General features: G+C 43.5%; 25 protein-coding genes and 1 pseudogene. 16 read left to right on the forward strand and 10 right to left on the reverse strand.

Going from position 1 to position 24,390, the window contains the following annotated elements:
• Nucleotides 1-116: 116 nt before the first annotated feature.
• Entirely contained in the window at nt 117-809 is a 693-nt protein-coding gene (locus tag G3570_RS08075) for a response regulator transcription factor (RefSeq protein ID WP_165141043.1), read from the reverse strand.
• A complete protein-coding gene (locus tag G3570_RS08080; RefSeq protein ID WP_165141045.1) occupies nt 806-2,260 on the reverse strand; it encodes a PAS domain-containing sensor histidine kinase in 1,455 nt (484 codons plus the stop codon). The genes G3570_RS08075 and G3570_RS08080 overlap by 4 nt, the downstream gene beginning before the upstream one ends.
• Before the next feature lie 282 nt (nt 2,261-2,542).
• Here G3570_RS08080 and G3570_RS08085 point away from each other — a divergent pair, with 282 nt between their 5' ends.
• The 5 genes from G3570_RS08085 to G3570_RS08105 all read left to right on the forward strand — a co-directional run bounded on the left by G3570_RS08085 (nt 2,543) and on the right by G3570_RS08105 (nt 5,536).
• On the forward strand, nt 2,543-3,040 hold the full coding sequence (locus tag G3570_RS08085) for a DUF892 family protein (RefSeq protein WP_165141047.1): 498 nt from the start codon (nt 2,543-2,545) through the stop codon (nt 3,038-3,040).
• Nucleotides 3,037-3,573, forward strand: a complete 537-nt coding sequence (locus G3570_RS08090; RefSeq protein WP_165141049.1) for a YciE/YciF ferroxidase family protein — start codon at nt 3,037-3,039, stop codon at nt 3,571-3,573. Before G3570_RS08085 ends, G3570_RS08090 begins: the two co-directional genes overlap by 4 nt.
• A 70-nt stretch (nt 3,574-3,643) precedes the next feature.
• A complete protein-coding gene (locus G3570_RS08095) occupies nt 3,644-4,480 on the forward strand; it encodes a universal stress protein (protein WP_165141051.1) in 837 nt (278 codons plus the stop codon).
• Nucleotides 4,481-4,543: 63 nt separating this feature from the next.
• Complete coding sequence (locus tag G3570_RS08100; protein ID WP_165141053.1) at nt 4,544-5,233, forward strand: dienelactone hydrolase family protein; 690 nt, start codon at nt 4,544-4,546, stop codon at nt 5,231-5,233.
• Between the two features lie 54 nt (nt 5,234-5,287).
• Nucleotides 5,288-5,536 carry a hypothetical protein gene (locus tag G3570_RS08105; RefSeq protein WP_165141055.1) on the forward strand — a complete coding sequence of 83 codons (249 nt, stop codon included), beginning with the start codon at nt 5,288-5,290 and terminating at the stop codon, nt 5,534-5,536.
• A gap of 396 nt (nt 5,537-5,932) precedes the next feature.
• Here G3570_RS08105 and G3570_RS08110 read toward each other — a convergent pair whose 3' ends face one another.
• The 6 genes from G3570_RS08110 to G3570_RS08135 form a co-directional block, all read right to left on the reverse strand.
• A complete protein-coding gene (locus G3570_RS08110) occupies nt 5,933-6,289 on the reverse strand; it encodes a sll1863 family stress response protein (RefSeq protein WP_165141057.1) in 357 nt (118 codons plus the stop codon).
• A gap of 44 nt (nt 6,290-6,333) precedes the next feature.
• Nucleotides 6,334-6,882 carry a DUF2267 domain-containing protein gene (locus G3570_RS08115; protein WP_165141059.1) on the reverse strand — a complete coding sequence of 183 codons (549 nt, stop codon included), beginning with the start codon at nt 6,880-6,882 and terminating at the stop codon, nt 6,334-6,336.
• Between the two features lie 155 nt (nt 6,883-7,037).
• The gene (locus tag G3570_RS08120; RefSeq protein ID WP_165141061.1) at nt 7,038-7,562 is read right to left on the reverse strand and encodes a hypothetical protein; all 525 of its coding nucleotides are present in this window, start codon (nt 7,560-7,562) and stop codon (nt 7,038-7,040) included.
• A gap of 29 nt (nt 7,563-7,591) precedes the next feature.
• Nucleotides 7,592-8,044, reverse strand: a complete 453-nt coding sequence (locus G3570_RS08125; RefSeq protein WP_165141063.1) for a MamS/MamX family magnetosome protein — start codon at nt 8,042-8,044, stop codon at nt 7,592-7,594.
• Between the two features lie 206 nt (nt 8,045-8,250).
• Nucleotides 8,251-8,709, reverse strand: a complete 459-nt coding sequence (locus tag G3570_RS08130) for a MamS/MamX family magnetosome protein (protein WP_165141065.1) — start codon at nt 8,707-8,709, stop codon at nt 8,251-8,253.
• A 313-nt stretch (nt 8,710-9,022) separates the two neighbouring features.
• Nucleotides 9,023-9,484, reverse strand: a complete 462-nt coding sequence (locus tag G3570_RS08135; RefSeq protein ID WP_249066805.1) for a DUF4175 domain-containing protein — start codon at nt 9,482-9,484, stop codon at nt 9,023-9,025.
• A gap of 309 nt (nt 9,485-9,793) precedes the next feature.
• On the opposite strand from G3570_RS08135, the gene thrS reads away from it, so the two are divergent.
• The 11 genes and pseudogenes from thrS (at nt 9,794) to G3570_RS08190 (ending at nt 20,800) form a co-directional block, all read left to right on the forward strand.
• Entirely contained in the window at nt 9,794-11,746 is a 1,953-nt protein-coding gene (gene thrS, locus G3570_RS08140; RefSeq protein ID WP_165141067.1) for a threonine--tRNA ligase, read from the forward strand.
• Nucleotides 11,747-11,766: 20 nt separating this feature from the next.
• A complete protein-coding gene (gene infC, locus G3570_RS08145) occupies nt 11,767-12,306 on the forward strand; it encodes a translation initiation factor IF-3 (RefSeq protein WP_165141307.1) in 540 nt (179 codons plus the stop codon).
• 212 nt (nt 12,307-12,518) lie between these two features.
• On the forward strand, nt 12,519-12,719 hold the full coding sequence (gene rpmI, locus G3570_RS08150) for a 50S ribosomal protein L35 (protein ID WP_165141069.1): 201 nt from the start codon (nt 12,519-12,521) through the stop codon (nt 12,717-12,719).
• Between the two features lie 35 nt (nt 12,720-12,754).
• The gene (gene rplT, locus G3570_RS08155; protein ID WP_165141071.1) at nt 12,755-13,102 is read left to right on the forward strand and encodes a 50S ribosomal protein L20; all 348 of its coding nucleotides are present in this window, start codon (nt 12,755-12,757) and stop codon (nt 13,100-13,102) included.
• Nucleotides 13,103-13,301: 199 nt separating this feature from the next.
• The gene (pheS, locus tag G3570_RS08160; RefSeq protein ID WP_165141073.1) at nt 13,302-14,309 is read left to right on the forward strand and encodes a phenylalanine--tRNA ligase subunit alpha; all 1,008 of its coding nucleotides are present in this window, start codon (nt 13,302-13,304) and stop codon (nt 14,307-14,309) included.
• A gap of 70 nt (nt 14,310-14,379) precedes the next feature.
• Nucleotides 14,380-16,785 (forward strand): phenylalanine--tRNA ligase subunit beta, encoded by a 2,406-nt coding sequence (gene pheT, locus G3570_RS08165; protein WP_165141075.1) that lies wholly within the window; start codon nt 14,380-14,382, stop codon nt 16,783-16,785.
• A 10-nt stretch (nt 16,786-16,795) separates the two neighbouring features.
• Nucleotides 16,796-17,053, forward strand: a complete 258-nt coding sequence (locus G3570_RS08170; protein ID WP_165141077.1) for a Wss1p-related putative metallopeptidase — start codon at nt 16,796-16,798, stop codon at nt 17,051-17,053.
• Entirely contained in the window at nt 17,050-17,343 is a 294-nt protein-coding gene (locus G3570_RS08175; protein WP_165141079.1) for a cell division protein ZapA, read from the forward strand. The genes G3570_RS08170 and G3570_RS08175 overlap by 4 nt, the downstream gene beginning before the upstream one ends.
• 1,178 nt (nt 17,344-18,521) lie before the next feature.
• Entirely contained in the window at nt 18,522-19,343 is an 822-nt protein-coding gene (locus G3570_RS08180; RefSeq protein ID WP_165141081.1) for a TIGR00282 family metallophosphoesterase, read from the forward strand.
• A pseudogene (locus G3570_RS08185) lies at nt 19,343-19,885 on the forward strand (ABC transporter ATP-binding protein); the annotation flags it as partial. The gene G3570_RS08180 and the pseudogene G3570_RS08185, both read left to right, overlap by 1 nt.
• Before the next feature lie 225 nt (nt 19,886-20,110).
• On the forward strand, nt 20,111-20,800 hold the full coding sequence (locus tag G3570_RS08190; RefSeq protein WP_165141085.1) for a tetratricopeptide repeat protein: 690 nt from the start codon (nt 20,111-20,113) through the stop codon (nt 20,798-20,800).
• 175 nt (nt 20,801-20,975) lie between these two features.
• Here the strand turns inward: G3570_RS08190 and G3570_RS08195 are convergent, their stop codons facing one another.
• Entirely contained in the window at nt 20,976-22,592 is a 1,617-nt protein-coding gene (locus G3570_RS08195) for a sodium:solute symporter (protein WP_165141087.1), read from the reverse strand.
• Between the two features lie 167 nt (nt 22,593-22,759).
• Nucleotides 22,760-24,220, reverse strand: a complete 1,461-nt coding sequence (locus tag G3570_RS08200) for a sugar porter family MFS transporter (protein WP_165141089.1) — start codon at nt 24,218-24,220, stop codon at nt 22,760-22,762.
• Between the last annotated feature and the right edge of the window lie 170 nt (nt 24,221-24,390).

Here is a 24,390-nt window from a genome sequence, read left to right on the forward strand (position 1 = left end):
GATATCCCTACATGGAAAGATAAGCCTGATTAAAGGTGTGTATCCTTACTCATTGGGCTTAAAATCAGGCTTTAAAAATGAAATTTGGGGTATAAGGTGTAAGTTAACCTGTAACCTCACTCGACATCAATATTGACTTCGCTATTCCTGTTGTTCTCTCCTTCTACCCATTTCACGGCATGCATCATCAATTCGGTAGCATTGTCCAGGTTCAGTTTGGTCTTGATGCGGGCTCGGTACGACTCCACCGTTTTAACCGAAAGATGCAGCTTTTCAGCTATCTCGCGTGTAGTATTACCCTTGCCAGTAAATTCAAAGACTTCGAGTTCACGGTCACTCAATTGGTCGATAGGTGAATCGTTTATCTCCTTTTGACCTCTGGCCATGCCCATCAGTAATTTTTCGCTGACTTCTTCACTGACATAGATGCCACCCTTCAATACTTTCTTGACCGCTTTAAGCAGTTTTTCTCCTGCCTCCAGCTTCATCAGGTAGCCGTGAGCACCTGCCCGTATAACTCTTTCTGCGTAAAGAGACTCGTCATGACGTGAAACGACCAGCATTTTAAGCTCATGGTCAAGCGTTGAAAGATGTTTTACGAGTTCGAGACCGCTCATCCCGGGAAGGGATATATCAATAATAGCCAGGTCCGGAGATAAAGTATCGAACTCCTGCAAAAATGCCTCGGCATGGCTGAATTGCTTTAGCACCTCAATGCCGTGCTCCGCTTCCAGCGTCATCGCCAGCCCTTTTTGCATCATGGGATGATCATCGACAATAACTATTCGTTTTTTATATTCGTTACTCATAATAGGATATCCGATTTGTTGGTTTTGATCAGAATGTCTGATTCAGGTATGAGACATTCGATTTGTGTTTTGCCATCGCTGCTTTCCCCTATCTGAAGATCCCCGCCCGACATATGTGCCCGGTAACGCATAGTGTGTACGCCTAAACCGTCTTTTGAACCCTTTTCGGCTGCTTTTTCAAAACCTATACCGTCATCTTCCACAACCATTCTGATTTTGTCATCCAGGTTTTCCAGGCTTACATGTATGTTATCTGCTTTCCCGTGCTTCACGGCATTGCTTATCGCTTCCTGGGCGATACGATACAGATGTATGGCCGCAGTTTGATTGTCCACTTTAACATCCCCATTTCCTTCAAACTTGCATTTAATATCGAACAATTTTCTAGCCCTCCTACATAACTGTTCCAGAGAAACGGTTAGGCTGCCTGACTCAACTTCTACCGGGGTCAGGCTGTGAGATAACGTACGGGCATAATTATCCGCTTCCTTGATCATTTCTGTAATTTCTTTAAGCTCGGAAGAGCCGGGTATGCCATTGGCTTCCATTTTCTGGGCAAGGTTCTGACTCATCAGCCCGATACCGGTAAGCATCTGACCCAACCCATCATGCAGATCCTGTCCTATGCGTCGCTTCTCCTCTTCGCTGATTTGAATAATTTCACGTTCCAGTTCTCTTTTCTCAGTCAGGTCTTTAATCAGCCCGGTAAATATTTTGTGATTGTCCCAGTTAACTTCACTTACCGAAAGTTCCATAGGGAAGGTAGAGCCATCCTTTCTCCTTCCTCTTACCTCCCGATCCGTACCGATAATCTTTTTCTTACCGGTGCTCAGATAGTTTTTCAGATATTGATCATGACGATCCTTATGCGGAGATGGCATTAGCATCTTGATGTTCCGGCCGAGCAACTCTTCTTCTTTGTAGCCAAACATCTCTTCAGCCGATTTGTTGAAGCTTAGAATGATACCCCTGGGATTTATTGTAATCACGCCTTCTACCGTAGTTTCAAGTATGGCGTTTGCAAGAGCCTTGCTCTCCTGCAGGCGGGATTCAGCTTTTTTCTGTTTTGCAATATCACAGGCCGATCCTACAATGCCGATGGGATCCCCTTCTTGATTTTTCAACAGCCTTGTTTTTATATCCAACCAGACCCATGCTCCGTTTTTATGCCTGCCAAGCCACTGGCCGGTCATGGTACCTCCCTCATTTAGATTTTCTAAATCATCCACAAAATTATTCTTCCGCCTTTTGGGGTACAAGATAGAAGCTTTTTTCCCGATGATCTCGTCGCTCTTGTAACCGAACAAACGTTCTCCACCCTCGTTCCAATAAATAATAGTTCCCTCAAGGTCAGTGACAATGATGGCGTGATAGATATTATTCAATACATCTTCAGCAGAAAAGCTCTGCGAGTGTAGGATGCTAGAACCTGCTCTTTGTTTGTCTCCCATAATACGAGCAATTTAATTCGGCTAATAAAAGACAGAAATTAGGTTATTGGAATACTGCTGAAAATCATATGAACTTGCAAGTTTTTCCCTCTTTATGCACTAATATTATACTTTGTAAACTCATTTCTTTGAAATCATGATAACAAAAAAGGGAATGATCCCAAGTAGTATATTCCCCTACATTTCTATCGTCTTAAGGAGTACGGGCATGGCGCGATTTTGCCTCTGACATACTATCGTAATTCTTCTTTACCATAATCAAAACACCTAATTAAATCGATTATGGAAAAGATTACCTCAGTAAAAGAATTCCAAACAGAAGTTCTTAAAGACCTATACAATGCAGAGGTATTGACTGTTACGGAGTTACTTTATTTCAAGAATCTGGCAGAACGACCTGATCTCAAAGATTTGATCCAAGATTATCTTTACAGCTGCAGGTCGCATATAACAGCCTTGGAGGAGTTACTGGATGACGGGAACACCCCCTACTTCGAAGATCATTGCCGAACGATGAAATCACTCATCCGGGAATCCAAAAAACTGGTCGAACAGTGTGGCAATGAAACAGTCAGAGAACTTGCAATTATTACTGCTCTTCAAAGAATCAGTACCTGTAAGAAAACAGCGTATAAATCACTGTTGAATTCCGGCGCCAAAACTCCAGAAAAGAAATATCAAACAAGGATGAAAGAAATTATTCAACGGGAGTATGATATGGAAGTAGCCTTAGAGAATATGATAGCTGATAACATAAACTTTAAAATGCCCGCATCATGAAAAATGTAGAAATTTTTGATCTGTATGATCTATTAATGGAACAGCTCCGGGATCTGTATGACGGAGAACAGCAGCAGCTCGAGATTTTGCCAAAGCTCGATGAGCTTGCCGACTCTTTTGAACTGGAAGAGATTGTGGAGTATCACCGCAAGGAAACCATACGGCAAAAAGATAGGCTGGAAAAGATTTTCAGACTTTTGAAAGAAGAACCCGAAGGCGAATCCTGTGACGGTATCAAAGGATTGATCCGCGAGACTTTGAAGCTGGCAAGGCGCTGCAAAAATCCGGAAGTACGTGACGCATCTATTATTACTTCTCTGCAGCATATCAATCACTATGAAATGGCTGGATACGGTACGGCCATTGCTTATGCCAAACAGTTAAATCGTCATGACCTGGCTGAATTGCTGCTGGAGACACTACGCGAAGAAAAAGCCAGCGATATGGGGCTCAGTGAAATTGCTGAAAACCATATTAATCCCGATGCAAAATGGTCATTTATTGTAGAAAAAGCAGGAAAAGAGAAGGTTTAATGTCACTAAATGTCCGGCAGGCATCCCAATGTGCGGTACTAATACAAACTGTAATTAAAGCGGAGTACCTATGTCACTACAAATCAGTCATATCCTCTTACCGACCGACTTCTCGGAAATCTCAGATAAAGCATTGCCTTTCGCATTGGAATTAGCCAAACGTAATAAGGCCTCAATCACCATGATGCACACTATCGAAGAGCCCTATGATTTTGCACCCATGCTAGAAGACATCAGAAAACAGGTCAATCGTAAAGTTAAAACCCTCTTCAAAGATAAGCTTGAAGAGATAGCAAAACGCAGTGAATACAGCGAGTTGGATATCGATACCAGCATACAAAACGGACGAGTGTCATTGGCTATCCTGGAGGAGGCAAAACTCAGCAAAGCTGATCTTATTGTCATGGGGACAACCGGTGCCACAGGTCTGCAAAAAGTGCTCTTCGGTAGTAACGCTTCTGAAATCATTCTGCAATCGAAAGTACCGGTACTGGTAGTACCCAAAAATTCCGGCTATAACGGCTTGGAGCACATTACATTCCTGACGGACTACAATGATGGAGATCTTAATGCACTGCAGGAAACGGCTGATATTGCCGGTTTATTCAACTCCAAAATCACGGTGCTACATATTGCAAAAGAACGCAACTTAAAAACGGAGACCATGCATCGCGGATTTATAGATATGGTAACAAAACAGCTGAACTACAAGGATATGGATTTTGAATTGGTCATTCAGAACAATTTCATAGCCGGAGTGGCAGATTTCCTTGAAACTAAGACCACTTCATTAATTACCATGGTGCGGTATAAAAAGCCTTTCTTCTCCAAACTACTTAGCAGGAATCACTCTAAAGAGTTAGGCTTTTATAGCAAGCTACCGTTGCTGGTACTCATGGGAGAATGAAGCAACTAAAAGACATTCTGTAAAAGAATTCACAAATAAATCTTCACCCTAACGATTTCAGCCATGTATACATCAATTCTAAAACTCCCGGTTGAAAATTTTTACCTGGAAGGCGAAATCTCCCTTCCTGTAAAAGCGGAAAGCCTTATCATTTTTTCCCATGGCAGCGGCAGCAGTCGTTTCAGCGCACGAAATAATATGGTAGCCAGAGAGCTGCACAAGGCAGGTTTCGGTACCCTGCTATTTGACCTGATGAGTAATCATGAAAAAGAGGATTATGAAAAAAGATTCAACATGGATTTGCTCACCCGGCGCCTTGTCAGTATCACTCTCTGGATCTATCAGCATTCGGAGTATACCGATTTAGACCTGGGCTACTTCGGGTCGGGTACCGGAGCTGCAACGGCACTGCGGGCAGCCGCAAAACTTGATTCCATGATTAAAGCCGTGATATCCAGGGGCGGACGTTTAGATCTTGTCAAAGACGAAGAGCTAAAAGAAGTGAAATGCCCAACCCTGCTGATTGTCGGTGAACTGGATTTCCACACGCTCAAAGTAAATCGCAAAGCGTTTAAGAACATGCATTGCACCAAACAGCTTATGGTAGTGCCCGGTGCTTCACATCTGATTGAAGAACCAGGAAAAATGAAACAGGTGGCAAAAGGTGCTGTGACCTGGTACAGTAAATTCCTGAAGGAAGGCACCATGGATCCGTCTCTTGAGTACGAACTCCCGGGAGAAGATTACAGCTAGATTGGGAAGTAAGTAATTGAAGGTTACATTTAATTTTAATGCAAAGGATTCATTATGTATGAGACATTAAAAGTAAAGCTGGATAAGTCATCCCATCTCAAAGAATACCTGGAGGATCTGCTGCGCTGGGAAAGCGAAGGAGGCAATTCTTCTGACCTGAATGACATTTTGGATGATCTGGACAGTCCCCTAAGAGCAGGCGACGTATTCGAAGTTCAGGAGGGTCACATCATTTCTGAGAAAGAAGAATTTTACCTGGAGGTCAAGATTAAAAAAGTCGAGAGCATAGATCGAATCGATTGAAAAGACGGATGCTGGATGCTGGATGCTGGATGCTGGAAAAAGGTGTCAATTTTGAATAGACCGAACAAATTTATTTCTGGCACCGAGGGAGTTGTGCCACATACACTCCATTGGAGTACTCCCGTTTTAGGCCACTATTCCAGGGATTGAAAACATCTTTCAATTCAATTTATTCGTACTGGACACGGAGCGTCCGGTGCGGCATAGACCACGGAGCGATCGATGAGAAGAGACGAGAACGAACTTTATTTTACTTAGCCTTCCGCTCTGCGGGGGAGCATGCAATTCCCGCTCCGCGGTGATACGCGCTCAGATTACTGTTCACTGTTACAGACACACTGCCAACCTTCCTTCTCCCTTTTACCTTTTCACTTCACACATAAAAAAACCAATACCCTACTTCAGCTGCTTTCTCATATTTGCGATCCCGTCTTTGATATCTTTCCAGAGGATTTCAAAATCATTTTTCAGATCTTTGGAAACCTCTTCCCCGGCTTTTTCAAGCCTGCTCAACTTTTTACGCAGCTCATCGCGTTTCTTTTTTGTCTGCTCCATTTTCTGAGCAAACTTGCTTTTCAAGTCAGAATACTTATCCCCTGCTTTCTTTTCGAGTTCCGTCAACTCTTTGTCCCAATCTTTAAGCTGGCGGGTCAGTTTTTCAATATATTTTTCTCGTTTCATAGTGCCTTTTGTAAACTTTTTTGTAATCGCTTCAATAGTATTACCGTTTCTTTCCTTCAATTGTTTCATCATAGCAGTCACCGGTACCTTTTTTTAGATTGTATTATTCTTTCAATTCAATTTTTCAGGCTATTCCTCCATAGCTCTTTGATATCTTTTGGCATACCGCTGTAAATATCCTCCATCTCACCTTCACTGATCTTTTGATAGAGCAGCTTTAGCACAGCCTGTAAGGCAACTTCGGCATCTATCGAGGTATTCCCGAAAAAGCCCATCTCAATGGTTTCCAGAAACTCATCAGCATCCAGTTTCTCGGGTTTATCCTTTAGATTATAACCTTCAAAGAACACCCCCCTGACCATAAGCGGCAACTGGGCTGATAGATCAAATACCTCACTTGGAGTAGATCGATCACGGATGGTATGCAGAACACTTCGCAGGGCCTGAAAAGCGATGTCCGGGCGATCTTCCCGGCCCATTTCCACCGCAATGGCGTGCAACCAATAATCAAACTCACTTGTAAATTTTTTTAAGTTTACCCCGGCCTCCTCCTTTTCTTCCGGTCCCACGGTTGATCTTTTCACCTTTTCATCGTGAACTTCACCCTTCTCTTCATCACCCGGTAACGGTTCGTACCACTTTACCTCTTTTTTTGTGTCATTCATAACGGCCTCATTGTTTGTGGTGTTTATACTTTTCCCATAAATAGCCAAATCCACTAATATTTACCGCAAGGCAGAATACCACCCTCCATGAAGGAGTATTCATTACATTGTTAACATAATGATCTTATTGTCCTTCCATGGTATCGGAAGAGTTCTCAGTGAGAGTCCTCTTCTTCACCTTCTATTTCGTTTTCAGCTTCCCTGCCAAGTGTTGCCTCCGTATCAGAAGAAATGGTTGTATTTTCTCTCAATTCGGTATGTCTGATCTGACCTCCTTCATAAGCTGTATACCCAAGTGAAGCTGCAGCAACCAAACTGTAAACCAATAATACCCACATGAATGTGTTCACTCCCTTCGTTGATTTTGAAACCATATACAGTCCCACGATACCGCCTACACCCAATATTATCGTCAGCCATTGAGCAGTAGCGGCCGACTCTTCATGACCTTCGATGATATCATGAGAAACCGTAGGCAAGTCTTCTACAATTTCTTCCGCAGATTCACCGGTTTGAAATGCCACAATGGAAAATATTCCTGCCACAATAAAACCGACGAGGGCAACTTTTTTTATGGACCGGCTTTTGGCCGTAATGCCCCAAACCAGAATTGCAATTGAGAAAAATGATGCCAGTATAGGTACATGATTGATCAATAAATGGTAATGTGCCGCATTCATATTTATGAAGATTAGTTATTATTGGTTTATCAGTTCACTTTACTATCCCAGTAAGGTGAGCCTTCTTCATCTCTTAATTGATATGTGTTTTTGCCCCTCTTCAGAATCCGGGCAACCATGATCTCCTGGTTTTTAAAGTCGATTACGGAACCGCTAACAGTGAGCTCCTCACCAATCTTAATATGTCTAAGTTGGCGGTCGATATACCAAGACGGACCCAAATGTACCTCCATGACCTCCTCTTCGTCTGCTAAAAACAGTATGACGCCACGTGTATCATGCCTGCTCTCCTTGGAATAAAATACTTCTACCACATGACCGGTAAATTCCGTAACGGAGTCAGGATTATAATTTCGGCGATACCTCTTGAGTCCATGAACCGTCCTGTTTATGGCAAGAACTGCCATACCTGCAGTAAATAGAGCTAATCCACTAAGCCACAGCTTAACCACTTTTTCAAGATCACTTGTTTCATTACTCATGGTAGTACAATTTTAATATTAGGCTACAGATTTCACTCAATAATGCCGGAAAATGCATATGTAACCCAATATGGATTATCCAAACTGAAGGATTTGTAGTTTAAATTACTGCTTATTTGTAATGTAAAACCCTACACCTGATAGCTGGAGGAATCACATTCCAAGCACATAAAGCAGTAATCCATTTTATGAAACGGATTAAACCATCAATTAATCCTTCCGCTTCCCATTCTCCATCCTCTCCAGTTCGGTATTCCCTGCCTGTTACGTAATTGTAAAAGCATGTCTCCCCTGTTCACTCTCACGGCAATAATTGCAGGTGCGCCGTCATAGGTAATACGTGAACCATAAACCGTAACCTTATCACCCTTTTCGAAAGAGTATTCCTGTTGTTCCATATACCAAACCGGTCCAAGATGCACAGGTATTGTTGTTTCTTTTGTCTTTACCACGATATGCACGCCGGGTGTCCCCATATTGTTGTTTCCGGTCTGTATGGTTACTTCCGCCACTTCCCCTTCTATGGTTTCCATACTGTTTGCATCAAAATTTCTGGAATACATCTGCTTTTTCATCTTGTTACCTTTTTGCTGGGCTATAGCAAGATCAGGTACTATTGACAGGGCGACCAAAAAAGCCAGACCTGTATAGAGTAATTGTTTCATGATGATCACCGTATTTGTTTCTTTGTTTTCAATTAACTGTTTGTATAGTTACTCTTTTCAGACGAAGCTTCCTTTTCAGGCTGCTGCAATAACGGGAATGGATTCTCATAGGTCGTTTACTTGATTTGTACTTAACTTATTCGGTTCCGATTTACATCGACGGTTCATCACAGTACTCAATGGCAGATCTGAATCACTCACTATTCTTGTTCAAGAATAGTGTTTTCAATCCTAACCCAATTCACTTACGCAAACACCGCACTATGTCGATTCTGTGATTGGAGAATTTTCGAATTCACATCCCGGTATAATCTTAGCTGCCGGTGGATTCCATCGCTCTGAGACGTTTGTTTATACGTTCCATGGCCATTACGGCTTCGTCCATTTGTCCGGTCATATTCTGCAGGCGAGTTCTCAAACGTTCCATATCTTGTTTCATCTCCTCATCCTGCATCATTTCGCGGTTTTGCAGCATCAAATTGCAACGCTCGGCGGCATTTTTCAGGTTACCCAGTACCATACCCAGCTGTTCACCCATGCGATGGGTCATCTGATACTGGTTGCGTATGGTCTCGTTTTTGCTTTGCTCCATTCTCCGGCTCATTTCCTGAGTCATTGTCTGTGTTCGTTCCATCAACTGATTGATATGCTGCATCATATTTTGCATTTGCTGCATCTGTTGCTGCATTTGCTGTTGTCCGGTCTGTTGTGCAAATGGTTGAGCATAGATACCCAGCAGAAGAATCAGCATGATTGGGGTTATTTGTTTAAGCATGTTTGTCACCTTTGATTCAGATTTAAGATTCAATACATAGTAATTCGGTAAGCTGTGATAACCGGAAAGGGATTGGCTGAATGTTGCTGTAGTTAAAATGCGTCGAAACAGGTAGGCTGAAATCCTACATTATGTGGGATTTACAAAAACGACAAAACGAATATACGTTTTGCAAAAAGTGCTCATCACCTTTTTAAATCAGATAGAAAATTTACCCGATTTCACCTGACCCTCTACTCGTTTTTTTATATCTTTACGGGCTCTGAATTAATCATATAAACAATATTAAAGCCGTACCACCGGAACTTGATGGCAAAAGATAAAATTACGATTACCTTCCCGGATGGAAGTACCAAAGATTTTGATAAAGAAGTAACCGGCTATGAAGTAGCTGAATCTATCTCTAAAGGGCTGGCCAGACAGGCTCTCAGTATTACATTTAACGGTGAAATCATAGACCTCGATCGTCCTTTGGAAGAGGATGGCACCATCACCATCAATACATGGGATAGTGAAGACGGCAAGTACACATTCTGGCACTCATCCGCTCACCTGCTTGCAGAGGCCGTGCAGGAACTGTATCCCGAAGCAAAATTCGGTATCGGTCCGCCCATCGAAGAAGGCTTCTACTACGACATCGATTTTGGGGATCAATCTGTGGGTCATGGTGATCTAGAGAAGATAGAGAAGAAAATGATTGAAATGGCCCGAAAGAAATCTGAGTTCCGGCGCCGTGAAGTATCAAAGAAAGAGGCACTCTCTTTTTATAAAGATCGGAACAATAAGTATAAAGTCGATCTGATTGAAGATCTTGAAGACGGTACCATCACCTTTTACGAGCAAGGAGAGTTTACCGACCTATGCCGCGGACCTCATATACCGAATTCAGGCGATGTAAAAGCTGTGAAGCTTACCAATCTCGCCGGAGCTTACTGGCGCGGAGATGTAGACAGTGAACAGCTGACCCGCATTTACGGAATCAGCTTTCCGAAACAAAAACTGCTTGAAGAATACCTGGAACGAGTCGAGGAGGCCAAGAAGCGTGATCATAAGAAGCTGGGCAAAGAACTCGACATCTATATGATGGATCAGATGGTTGGTCAGGGATTACCCGTTTGGCTGCCCAATGGAACCGTGATTCGCCGGAAGCTGGAGGAGTTCTTGCGAGAAGAACAGAAAAAACGAGGGTACCAGGAGGTTATTACACCCCATATCGGTAACCTGGAGCTATATAAAACTTCAGGCCACTACCCCTACTACCAAGACTCCCAATACAATCCCATTGAGGTTGATGATGAAGAGTATTTGCTAAAACCGATGAACTGCCCTCACCATCACCGAATTTATGACAATGAACTGCACAGCTATCGAGACCTGCCCGTTCGTCTGGCTGAATTTGGCAGTGTTTATAGATATGAACAGTCCGGTGAACTTAACGGTTTGTCACGAGTGCGGGGTTTTACACAGGATGATGCACACATTTATTGCACCCATGAGCAATTGAAGGATGAAATTAAGAATTGCATTGACCTGACTGAACTTGTTTTTGGGACCTTTGACATGCCCGTAGATATCCGTCTCTCTTTCCGGGATGATAACGATGAAAAGTATGGCGGAAAGACGGAATACTGGGACAGAGCAGAAAAAGAAATCAAGGAAGTTGCAGATAAAGTTGGTCTGGACTACACCGTAGCCCGTGGAGAGGCCAGCTTTTACGGACCTAAAATAGATTTTATTATTCGGGATGCCATCGGCAGAAAATGGCAGCTTGGCACTGTTCAGGTAGATTATGTTATGCCTGAGCGATTTGACTTGACCTATATCGGTTCTGATAACAATAAGCATCGTCCTGTTATTATCCACCGGGCTCCTTTCGGTTCCATGGAGCGCTTTGTCAGTATTTTAATTGAACATTTTGCCGGTGATTTTCCGGTCTGGCTGGCTCCTACCCAGGTAAAAATTATTGCTATTTCCGATGATCACAATGAATATGCCTATAAATGTGCCGCAGAATTAAAAGAAAACGATATCCGCGTACAGGTAGACGACCGCAGCGAACAAATCGGTGCTAAAATACGCGATGCTGAAACGAGCAAGATTCCATATATGTTAATAGTTGGAGATAAAGAGGAATCAGACGGTACGGTATCCGTTAGAAGGCACAAAGAAGGCGATATCGGAACCTTTGATTTTTCTGAATTTATTTCTAATCTCACCGAAGAGATTGATTCTAAAAAGAATCCTACACACGATAACACATAATAAAATAATAGAGGTTACTTATCGGAAGAAGAAGACGACCACGGGGCAATGACGATCGCCCTAATGTTAACGATGAAATAAGAGCATCTAAAGTCCGGGTGATAAAGCCGGATGAGGGGCACGAAATCGTGCCTATCGATCGTGCCATACAGATTGCAGAATCCTACGATCTCGATTTGGTAGAGGTGGCTCCCGATGCCAAGCCGCCGGTTTGTAAGGTGATCGATTTCGGAAAGTTCATGTACGAGAAAAAGAAGAAAGAGAAAGAAGCCAAGAAAAAGCAGCATACCGTTCAGGTTAAAGAGTTGAGATTCCGTCCAAATACGGATGACCATGATCTGGAGTTTAAAACACGGCATGCCCGGGAATTTCTGGAAGGCGGCGACAAGGTTAAAGCTACCGTTCAGTTTCGGGGACGTGATATGCTTTATACCGAACGCGGTAAAGAGCTTCTACTAGATCTGGCCGAAGAGCTTGAGGATGTCAGTGAAATTGAATCCAAGCCCAATATGGAAGGACGACGCATGATTATGATGCTATCGCCCAGTAAGAAAAACTGATCACATATTTCGCTGATTTACCTTTTCGCACTAATTACATCTTTATAAAAAGGTATTGAATATCTAGCCGGCTTCTATGGTTTCTTCGTAAAGGCCATATCAACGTAATTAGTGTCTTCAAATAATTCTTTGATCTCAGTTTAATCTGAAGGTTATTATTCATATCTTCAAGGCCTTTTAATTCTAAGAAATTTCAAGTAGGTGTTTCACTTATGCCAAAAATGAAATCAAACAGTGGGGCGAAAAAACGTTTCAAAGTTACCGGTTCCGGTAAAGTAAAGCGTAAGAAAGCTGGCAAAAGCCATATCCTCACTAAAAAAACGAGCAAAAGGAAGCGTAAACTTGGCAAAGATACCACGGTCGACAAGACCCAGGAAAAGAATGTCAAGAAGATGATTCCTTATAAGAGCTAATTAAATTAATCATTAACACTTAAATACTCGACAAAATGCCACGATCTACAAATAATGTGGCTTCCCGTCGCCGTCGCCGCAAGATTCTTAAGCAGGCGAAAGGTTACTGGGGCAGACGTAAGAATGTGTACACCGTTGCGAAGAATGCGGTTGAACGAGCGATGCAGTATCAATATCGCGATCGTAAAGTTCGCAAACGTGAGTTTAGAAAACTCTGGATCACACGTATCAATGCAGCTGCCCGTCAAAACGGTACCACCTACTCCAGGCTGATGGGAGCCTTCTCAAAGAAAGATATTCAGATCAACCGTAAGGTCCTCGCTGATCTTGCCGTCAATGATCCAGAGACTTTTACAGCCCTTGTTAAAGAAGCAGAAAGCTAGGGTGTAATGCGTATCATATAAGCCGGTCCCGTAAATCACGGGGTCGGTTTTTTTATTGATGGAGATAAGCCATTTCTATAGTTTTGACCTTGACAACAAATCGGAAACGATTGATTTACTATACCCTCGCAGGTCGGTCATTCTTAATTTCCTGTGCAACAACAAATACCCTAATTAACCACTGAGAAATATCCAGTAAATGCTTTCAGATATAGAGTCCCTCAAAAATGAAATCAAGCAGTATACCCTCTCCAATGAGGAGGAACTGGAAAAGTTTCGACTGACGTATTTATCTAGAAAAGGCAAAGTTCAAGCCATGTTCGGGAGAATGGGCGAAGTGCCCAATGAAAAGAAAGCCGAAGTGGGAAAAGCCATGAACGAGGTAAAAAACCTCGCCCAGAAAATTTACGAAGAAGCTGAAAAAAGGCTGAAGAACCGGCAGGAAACAACACAAAAGGCAACAGATGATATTACACTGCCTGCTCCCCCACTACCTATGGGTTCCTACCACCCGCTTACGCAGACCCTGGAAGAGATGAAGGAAATCTTTTACCGGCTCGGGTTCACCATTGCAGACGGGCCCGAAATTGAGGACGATTTTCATAATTTTACCGCCCTGAATTTCCCGCCGAACCACCCTGCGCGGGATGAGCAGGACACTTTTTTTGTGGAGAAGTACGATGACCCTGAAAAGCAGGATCTTGTACTCCGAACCCACACCTCCCCTGTTCAGATACGCCTGATGAAAGAACAGGAACCCCCGATCCGTGCCATCATGCCCGGCCGGGTATATCGCAACGAAGCGGTAACTCCAAAATCATATTTTCTTTTTCACCAGGTTGAAGCCCTGTATGTGGATACTGATGTAAGCGTGGCAGACTTAAAGGAGACACTGATCAGTTTTGCCCGCCTGATGTTCGGAACCGATGTAAAATACCGCATCCGTCCAGGCTTTTTTCCTTTTACAGAACCCAGCCTCGAAATGGATATCTGGTGGGAAACCGATGGAAGCGGAAAGTGGCTTGAAATTCTTGGGTCCGGTATGGTTGACCCCAATGTCTTTAAGTCCGTTGACATCGATCCGGAAAAGTATACCGGTTTTGCGTGGGGCATGGGCGTTGAACGTATTGCCATGCTTCGACATGGCATGGATGACATCCGCGTTTTTTATGACAATGATATACGATTCCTGGAGCAATTTAAGTAAATCAAGTTACAGCCTGCGGCAGGAACCGTAGTGATATTTTTTGAAAGTTTAAATACAGAGTTATCGAATAATGAACATATCCTATAACTGGCTTAAAGATTTTATTGACCTTGAACTGGGCCCTGAAGAGACAGCAGAGAAACTTACGCTTATCGGGCTGGAAGTAGAAAGCGTAGAAGAATACGGATCCTCGCTGGATGGGGTTATAGTAGGTGAAGTTCTTGACGTAAGCGATCACCCGAATGCCGACCGCCTACGCATCTGTAAGGTTGATACCGGTTCTGAAAAGCTCCAGATCATATGTGGGGCAGACAATGTTGCCAAAGGACAAAAAGTACCGGTAGCTACAGTAGGAACAACACTCCCTGTTAAGCTGGAAGATGGCAGCAATCTCAAAATTAAAAAGGCCAAACTGCGTGGGGAAGAATCGAAAGGCATGATTTGCGCAGAGGATGAGCTCGGACTCGGTACCGACCATGATGGCATTATGGTTCTTGACGAGAACCTGAAGATAGGCAAACCGGTCAATGAAATTTTTGATCTCTATACCGACTACATATTTGATATTGCTATTACACCCAATCGCCCTGATGCGACCTGTCACCTCGGAGTTGCCCGTGATCTGGCTGCAGCACTTAATCTGGATTTAAAGAAACCCTATCAAACAGAATTTGAGGATCAAGGTTCGCTCTCAGATTTTGAAATAAGTATAAAAAACCCGAAGAAATGTCCACGGTACGTGGGAAAGATTATCAGAGATGTTACCATTGAGGAATCTCCCAAATGGCTAAAAGATCGTTTGAAAGCCATCGGGGTTCGTCCCGTCAATAACGTAGTAGATGCAACAAACTACGTAATGTATGAAATGGGACAGCCTCTTCATGCTTTTGACATGAATACCTTAAAGGGCAACCAGATCATCGTCCGGGATTATGAGAAAGAAATTAGCTTTGAAACACTCGATCATGTTAAAAGAGACTGCTCACCGGGTACACTGTTCATTTGCGATGCAGAAGAGCCGGTAGCCATTGCCGGAATTATGGGCGGTGTAGATTCGGAAGTCAGTGACGACACTTCCGACATCCTGCTGGAAAGTGCCTATTTCGATCCCGGTACTATCCGGAAGACAGCCAAGGAACAAACTCTGCAAACCGATGCTTCCTATCGCTTTGAGCGGGGTATCGACCCGGAAATGCAGCGTACAGCCGCTGAACACGCTGCAAAACTAATTGCCGATTTGACCGGCGGTAATATGGAGGAAACGTGCAGTGATGTGCATCCCAAAAAAGCTGAAATACGGGAGTTAAACCTGCGCAAAAGCTATGTAAACCGCCTGCTTGGCACTGAATTTGACATTGCAGAAATTGATACCCTCCTGAATGGATTGGAACTTGAAGAGCTTGATAGAAGTGAAGATGCCATACACTATCGTATCCCAACCTTCCGTCCCGACCTGGAACGTGAAGTCGATCTTATTGAGGAAGTGGGTCGCCTATATGACTACAATAATATTGAAGCTCCGAAACATACGCGCTTTACCTCACCCGAACCTATTAATGACTGGGAAAAACTTAAATCCAAGGCCAAGCGAACTGCCAGCGGACTTCGTTTTAGAGAGATCTATAGCAATTCATTGATGCCTGATAAAGATGCTGAATTACTCGGAGATCTGGATGAAATGATTCATACATTGAATCCCATCTCTACCGATATGACTACTCTCCGCCCTTCCCTGTTGTATGGATTCCTAAAATCGGTAGCCTATAATTTCAATAGAAATGCTAAGGGTGTTCGCTTCTTTGAAGTGGGTAACGTATTTGAAAAAGCCAAGTCGGGAACCTATCACCATAATATTCAGGAAGAGACCAACCTGCTTATGGGACTGGCAGGCTTCAAACATATTGACCACTGGAAGACGGAACCTGAATTATACGACATTTTTGACCTGAAAGCTTCACTGCACAGCTTCCTTAAACAGTTTGTTCCTGAAGAGTCAATTAATACTTCCCAGGAGGGAAACGAACTGCATTATTCTATAAATGACAAACCGATCGGAAGGCTGTTCCAAGTAGACGAGCAACTCCTGGAGGTCTACGAGATCAAACAACCTGCTTTCACGGCTGAGATTTCACTAAGCCGAATGTCAAAAGCCCTGGAAAGTGCTGAAGAGAAAGGTTACGAACCGGTACCTAAATTCCCCTCATTTGACTTTGATTTTGCCGTCATTGTGGACGCGGATGTCCCGGCTGGCAAGCTGTTAAAAACCATCGAAGAGCATGCCAGCGATTCACTAAAAGAGCTGGACATCTTTGACGTATTTGAGGGCGAATCTCTAGGTAAAAACAAGAAGAGTCTTGCCTTCCGTCTCTCCTTCGTTGATAAAAATAAAACATTGACTATCAACGAAGTAGAACCTATAATTGAAAAGGTACTTAAGGCACTGGATAAAAATTATTCAGCTAAATTACGATCCTAATTATCAAGGCTTGCTTTCGAACGACAGTCCACATAATGAGCAATTTCAAAGGCTGCTTGACCAGATCAGGGATGAAGTCGATTCGCTGAAAAATCAGGTGAAGAGTCTGAAGAAAGAAAACTCACAACTCAAAGACCAAATCAAGGAAATTCAGGAGGGTCAGACAGATATTTATTCCGCTATTTCGGAAACCGAACGCATGGCGCTTCGCCATCAGGTTTTGGGCCTCATTTCCAAGATCGATGAACACCTCGAGGACGGACAATGAAATCCATCAAGATCACCATATTAGGCAAGCAGTATCCCCTCAAAGTTGAGGACTCTGAAGTCGAGACGATGATGCGTATTTCCCAGTATGTGGATGAGAAGTTTCGCCAGTATAAAAAAGAACTGAGTAAACAGCCCGAGGCAACAGTAATGGTCCTGGCTGCCTTAAGTATCGCCGAAGAGCTCTTCGAAGAAAGACGACGAAACCGGGAGCTGAACCAGCAGGATGACAAAGTACTGCAAGGGGTTAACAAGTCGCTTGAGAGTCTGATTGAGGAGATTCAAAGCTAAGCTCTTGCATATCAAAGAAGTTCAAGGATAATTACCCACCGGTGTTCAGATTTATCAGTATGCTCCAATAACATAAGCCAATCAACGGTGGTGCAACTACCTCGGAGCCGGAGCCAAATTATATGGTATTGTTCATTTTTGGATGGCCAAAAACGAACCAAAAAACCATTGGGGGTATTGAGATATTGTTCAAACTATAGTTGTTTCTAAAACTGTGCTATTCCACACTAAATGCTTCTTCATTTGACTTTCCCGCAATACCCCCAAACCCCTTACCATTAATACCTAGCTATATAAATTAAGCCAAACGTTTCATGAGCAACATTTACGAATAGAATTCCACCTAATACTCTGAGGGTGTCGTACTCCTGTCCGTTTAATGCTAGATTTACACTCTTTTACCCACTTCTTGAAATGACGATCACAATTTAGTTAAAAGGCCAAATTTAATTCGAAATACAGCACTGTCTGAACGGATGAGATCCCTCCACTGGCGGTCGGGATGACACCTTTAAGGTTAGTGAATTAGTGTAGAAATCTAACTTAAGTATCTTAACCGCACTTGGAGTTGTGAAGCAGATGATTACGGAGGATACATGCAGGCAAGTGGTTGTAAAAACACACCGATGAGATATTTAAAGCAGCTGATAAACCGTAAGGATCTTTGTTTTTACTCTTGCCAAATGTATCCACCGTTCTGCCGAGCAAATCCTGGCGGCGTTTTTTGTGATACTTTTGGACGCCCAAGAGTATCATACAGTGTGATGAACCATTATTACCAAATTTTTACCCAAAAACCCTTTTAGAATTTNGTTTTTTGTGATACTTTTGGACGCCCAAGAGTATCATACAGTGTGATGAACCATTATTACCAAATTTTTACCCAAAAACCCTTTTAGAATTTAATTAAACTAGTAAACAGCATTACCTCGGTGGTACAACCACCTCGCAGCCTGTTTCGTTTTTGTCATTATTGGCTCTGAGGGAGTTGTACTCCCGCCTTCAATGCTCAAAATCCTTTAGAACGAGTACCCTAAGTAATCCGTAAGACGCGTGTCACAGACATGGTTTACTTCAAAAGAAAAACCTTGGGCAGTTTATTTCAAATTCCCATTCTGAATAGCCCTCGTAATTCCTTACCTTTGTGCTTCAAATTTTAGACGATTCTTCAACAATTTATGTCCAAGAATTTACTGAATATCTTATTCATCGGCGATATCGTAGGTGACCCCGGCCTGAACTTGCTGGATACCTTTTTACCGGGATTCATTAAAAAATATGACGCCGATTTTGTGATCGCCAATGGCGAAAATTCCCATCAGGGAAAAGGTATCAACCGGGATATCATAGCAAAGCTTTATGATCTTGGGGTACATGTCATTACCGGGGGAAACCACTCCTTTGCCAAATGGAAAGTGTTTTCCTACATGAAAAATGACGGGAATATCCTGCGTCCCCTAAACTATCCGAAAGGTAATCCGGGATACGGTTACGGCATTTATGACATCCCCGGTATGGACCGAAAAATCGGTGTGCTAAATCTGCAGGGAAGAACGTTTATGAGTGCCATAGACGATCCGTTTTCAACGGCCGATTGGGCTATCGACAGGATTAAGGATGAGACGGATCTGATATTTGTTGATTTCCACGCCGAAGCTACCGCAGAGAAAATGGCACTGGCTTGGCATCTGGATGGCAAGATCTCAGTATTTGTGGGTACTCATACTCATATACCTACTAATGACGCACGCATCCTGCCCGATGGCACAGGCTATATTTCTGATGTGGGCATGACCGGTTCATTTGATTCCGTTCTTGGAATGGACAAGGAAACATCCATGAAACGTTTTATGCTGGGTACGCCTCACCGGTACAAACTGGCCGACGGGAATAATCATATTTGTGGTATACAGGCTAAAGTCGATATGGAAACAAACCTCTGTGTGCATATTGAATCTTTCGTATATCCCACACTAAACAACAGCAAGCTTGAAGAATAATGAGCGAAGCCGATACCATACTAACCGGTTCAAATATTGTTAAAACCTATCCCCAGAAAGATGGAGAAGGAGCATTAACGGTGCTTGATGATGTATCCCTTTCCATTGCACGAGGATCCATCGTCTCAGTAATCGGAGCCAGCGGAAGTGGTAAAAGTACCCTCCTTCATGTACTGGGCGGACTTGACAAACCGGATTCGGGTACTGTTTCATGGAATGATCACAATATCTATACCATGGATGATGAAAGCCTCGCTGAATTTAGAAACACGCAGCTGGGTTTTGTGTTTCAGTTTCATCACCTACTACCGGAATTCACGGCCATTGAAAACATAATGATGCCGGCCCTTATTTCGGGAACGGATTTCTCAAAAGCAAAGACCCGCGCCTCGGAATTAATGGAACAGTTCGGTATTCCCGCCAGAGCCGAACACCGTCCCACACAACTCTCAGGGGGTGAGCAGCAGAGAGTGGCTATGGCAAGAGCGCTGATGAATAATCCCAAACTTATACTTGCGGATGAGCCGACAGGTAACCTGGATGAAGAAAACACCGATATCTTGTTAGATATGCTTTTTAAGCTTCGTGAGTTGGAAAATGTCAGTATTCTGCTCATCACACACGAGAAAGATATTGCAAAACGATCGGATGTTATATATCAGCTGAGTAAGGGTAATTTACATCCATTTTAGATTTTGGTTAAATCCAAAACAATGATAATTTTGACCTCCTTTGAAATCACAGAATAACGTAGTTAAACTTTAAAAATGGCAAAGAAACTTACACAGGAAGAACTTGAACAGGATCCGCTGCTGCAATCGTATGCAAAGGTACAGAGCTTTTACCTGCAGAATAAAAATACCATCATTTGGGCAGGCGTTGCGGTAATACTGCTGATCGCACTTTCTTTCGGATATTATTATTACAGCCAGCAACAGGAAACCCGAGCCCAGGAATTGATGGGTATGGCTGAGACCTACTATTTAAACGGTAATTACGAAAGTGCACTCATGGGATCGGAAGAAGACTTCACCGTTGGCTTTGAACAAATCATCAATAATTATTCGGGTACCGATGCCGCCAACCTCGCTCGCTATTATGCCGCGGTTTGTGAGTATAAACTTGGTAACACCGAACAGGCACTGAATTACATCAACAGCTATGAATTTCCTGACGGCATCATGGGTGTGGCACCTCTGTCTTTTAAAGGTGTACTGCTAACTGAGGTTGGTAATCATGAAGAGGCAGCTCAAACCTATGTAGAAGCAGCAGAACTGGATCTGAACGAATCTACTACTCCTTACAACTACCTGGAAGCAGCCAATGCTTTTCAGGATGCCGGCGATATGGAGCAGGCTCGCGAGTATGCTCAGAGGATCGTGGATGAATATCCGAACAGTGCCCAGGTTGCGGAAGCCCAACGCCTGCTAGGTAAAACTGTAGCTTCCGGCAATTGATAGAACACGGATGACGCTGATGCTACAAATCTGCGCTGATTAGATATATCTACTTAAACTAAATTCCAAACCCTCCAAGGGTCGAACAGACCCTTGGAGGGTTGTTTATATTTATAAAACTCTGTGCACCTCTGTGACTACTTTGTGCTGCTCTGTGTAACAGCCTTTTTACTATCTAACTGAAATAAATCCACAGGAAGGCAATAATGCCTAGTAATCCCAGCGTCCACCAGATAGAGCGCTCGCTTACCTGTGACTGATCCACAGCCTTGCGGTACACCACATCCTTAATCTGCTCTTCATCCGGTTTTTCAGTCAGCAAACTAACGGCGATCAGTATGACCGTACAGATCACAAACAGCAGCAGGGCAAAATGCAGGAAATTGATGGTTGCCAGTTCATACCAGAATCCTGATAGGGAATCTTTGTACAACTCTAAAAAGAACCTGAGAAATCCCAGTACAAACCCGGTAATGAGGGATGTAATCGACCCTTTGCTGTTTAGTCGTTTGTAAAATAGCCCAACCAAAAATACCGCCGTAATGGGCGGAGCTATATAGGCCTGAACACTCTGCAGATAGAGGAACAGCTGATTGGAAAAATACTCCATAAAAGGAATCCAAAGCAGTCCGAATATAACCAGGATCACCGTGGATACTTGTCCCACAACGACCAGCTCATGTTCTGTTGAGGTAGGTTTGTATTTCTTGTAGAAATCAAGCGTGATCAGCGTGGAACAGGAATTGAATACAGAAGAGAGTGAGCTCATCAGGGCGGCAAAGAGGCCTGCAATAACCAGACCACGAAGACCTACCGGTAGCACAGCCTGTGCAAGGACAGGCAGTGTGTCGTTAGGTTCAGCTATATGAAGGGAACCCTGCTGAACCAGTGCATAAGCCACTATTCCGGGAAGCACAAATATAAAGAGCGGCAGCATCTTTAGGTAGCCGGCAAAGATAGTTCCCTTTCGTGCATTGGTCTCATCCCTGGCCGAAAGCACCCGCTGCACGATAAACTGATCAGTACACCAGTACCAGATGCCCAGAATGGGAGCCCCAAACAAGATACCGGTCCAAGGATAGTTGGTATCTTCGGCATCCCTCCATAAACTAAAAAATTCAGGATCTACAACTTCGGTCATTTTCCCCCACCCACCAAGCTCCTGTAAACCAAAAAAGGTGACTGCTAAGGCACCCCCAACGAGCACGAACATCTGCACCATGTCGGTGTATACTACCGCTTTCAATCCTCCGAAGATGGTATAAATGCCGGTAGCTACCACCAGTACGAAAGCACCTACCCAGAAATTCACACCAATAGCCTCAAATACAATCCCGCCCGCGTAGATGGTCACAGATATCTTTGTGAGCACATAACCGATGATGGAAACCACGGATAGATATACCCTGGATTTGCTGTCGTACCTTTTCTCAAGGAACTCCGGCATCGTGGATACATTGCTTTTCAGATAGAAAGGAACAAAGATCCATCCCAGCATTAATAAAGCAAGGCCGGCAAGGATTTCATACTGGGCAACCGGTAATCCTTCTGCAAATCCGCTCCCGGCCAGCCCGATCAGATGCTCCGAACCGATATTGGAAGCAAATAAAGACGCCCCAACGACAAACCAGCCTACATCCCTTCCGGCAAGGAAATAATCGGCAGACTCATTTTGAGATCTTTCCCGACGGGAAGCCCACCAGGCTATGGCAAAAACTGCCAGGAAGTAAACGAGAATAGTAGCAATATCCAGGAAAGATAAATCTATGCCAATAAGATTATTTGTTTCCATATAAGGAAATGTTATTAAACATCAGCTAATTTAAGTTGGTGACATAGATTAAATCTCCCGCAGATTTCGCTGATTTTCACAGAATATATAATTGAGAATCTGCGGGAAATAAAATACCGGGCACTCTAAATCTTGAACGTACTAAATAACTATTAATAATTAATTCGTTATACCACTCCCCCAGAGAGTTTCTCCCGTTCTGCCTCTTCACGTGACATATCTTCGAGCGTTTTTCCTTTTGTCTCTTTCACAAAGAGCTTCACAAATAGGTATGCTACAATTCCGAAGAAGGCATAGATTCCATAGGAGAATCCAAGTCCCATAGATGAAAGCAATACCGGGAAGGTCATGGTGATCAGGAAGTTTGCTCCCCACTGTGCCATCCCGCATAAGGCGAGTGCAGCACCGCGATACTGGTTCGGGAACATTTCGCCCAGCATTACCCACATTACAGGTCCCCAGGAGAATGCAAAGAAAGCTATATAGGCGTTTGCAGCCAACAGGGCATATAAACCTTGATTCCCGGCTAAAGTCAGTGAATCCGGTCCGCCGGAAGGTGCTGTACTGAAAATGTATGCCATAACACCGAGCATTACTGCCTGACCCAGTGAACCGACCAGCAGGAGCGGTTTACGTCCCACTCTATCTACAAGGGCAATTGCGACAAAGGTGAAAAAGATATTCACACTACCGCTGATAACATTTTGCAACAACGCATCGGCTTCTGTAAAACCGGCCGCTTTCCAAAGTGTGGCTCCGTAGTAGAAAATCACATTGATACCGGTAAACTGTTGCAGCATTGCCAAACCGAGTCCTACCCACACCAGTGGGTGTATCTTACCGGTATATTTGCTTATCACATCCTTAAGGCGCGGCTTAACCCCTTCACGGAGCGTGGATCGGATATCATCAACTTTTGCCTTCGCGTCGGCCAGTGGCGAAATATTTTTAAGAACGCTTTGGGCTTCATCCACTTTACCGGCAGCAACCAGATACCGAGGCGATTCCGGAATCGTTAAGAGTGAAAACAGGAATATAGAAGCCGGTACTATCTCAGCCCAAAACATCCATTGCCAGGTTCGGAAACCTCCCCAAAACACTTCATAGGCACCGCCCGACATTCCCGCCAGCCAGTAATTGCTCATAAATGCCATGAATAGACCAAAGACAATCATAAGCTGCTGCAAGGTAGCCAGGCTACCCCGAATTTTTGAGGGTGCAATTTCACTGATATAAGCCGGAGCCAGAATACTTGCAGCTCCCATTGCCATACCCCCGATTACACGATAGATTACAAATTCTAGAGAACCGTCAGATATACCGGATCCCCAGGCACTCAGAATAAAAGCCAGGGCTGTTGCAATCATGACCGGCTTTCTGCCGAATTTGTCAGCAAGCGTACCCGCAAAAAAGGCACCCACCATAGCACCCAGAAGTACCGAGGCTACATTGAAACCGGTTACCGCTGCATCAGAATCAAAAGCTTTTTGCAAAGCATCCACCGTACCGTTGATGACGCCACTGTCAAATCCAAAGAGAAAACCGCCTAACGCGGCCGCTGTCGATAAGAGTATAACCCTCTTCAGATCATAGCTTCTTTCTTGATTACTGTCTACTGTATTTGCCATTCCGTTTCTGTTTTAAATGTTAATGAAAGTCTGATAACGATTGTTACTAATATGTGATCTTCCGAAAATGCCTGAAGGACTTTCAGAAGCTATTGCTATTCTTCCAATTTTCCACTGGAAATTTTTTTGCATGAATCTTTATTCCAAATGGTATAGTTATTCTTAAGCTG

Source organism: Halalkalibaculum roseum, from assembly GCF_011059145.1.
GTDB lineage: Bacteria > Bacteroidota > Rhodothermia > Balneolales > Balneolaceae > Halalkalibaculum > Halalkalibaculum roseum.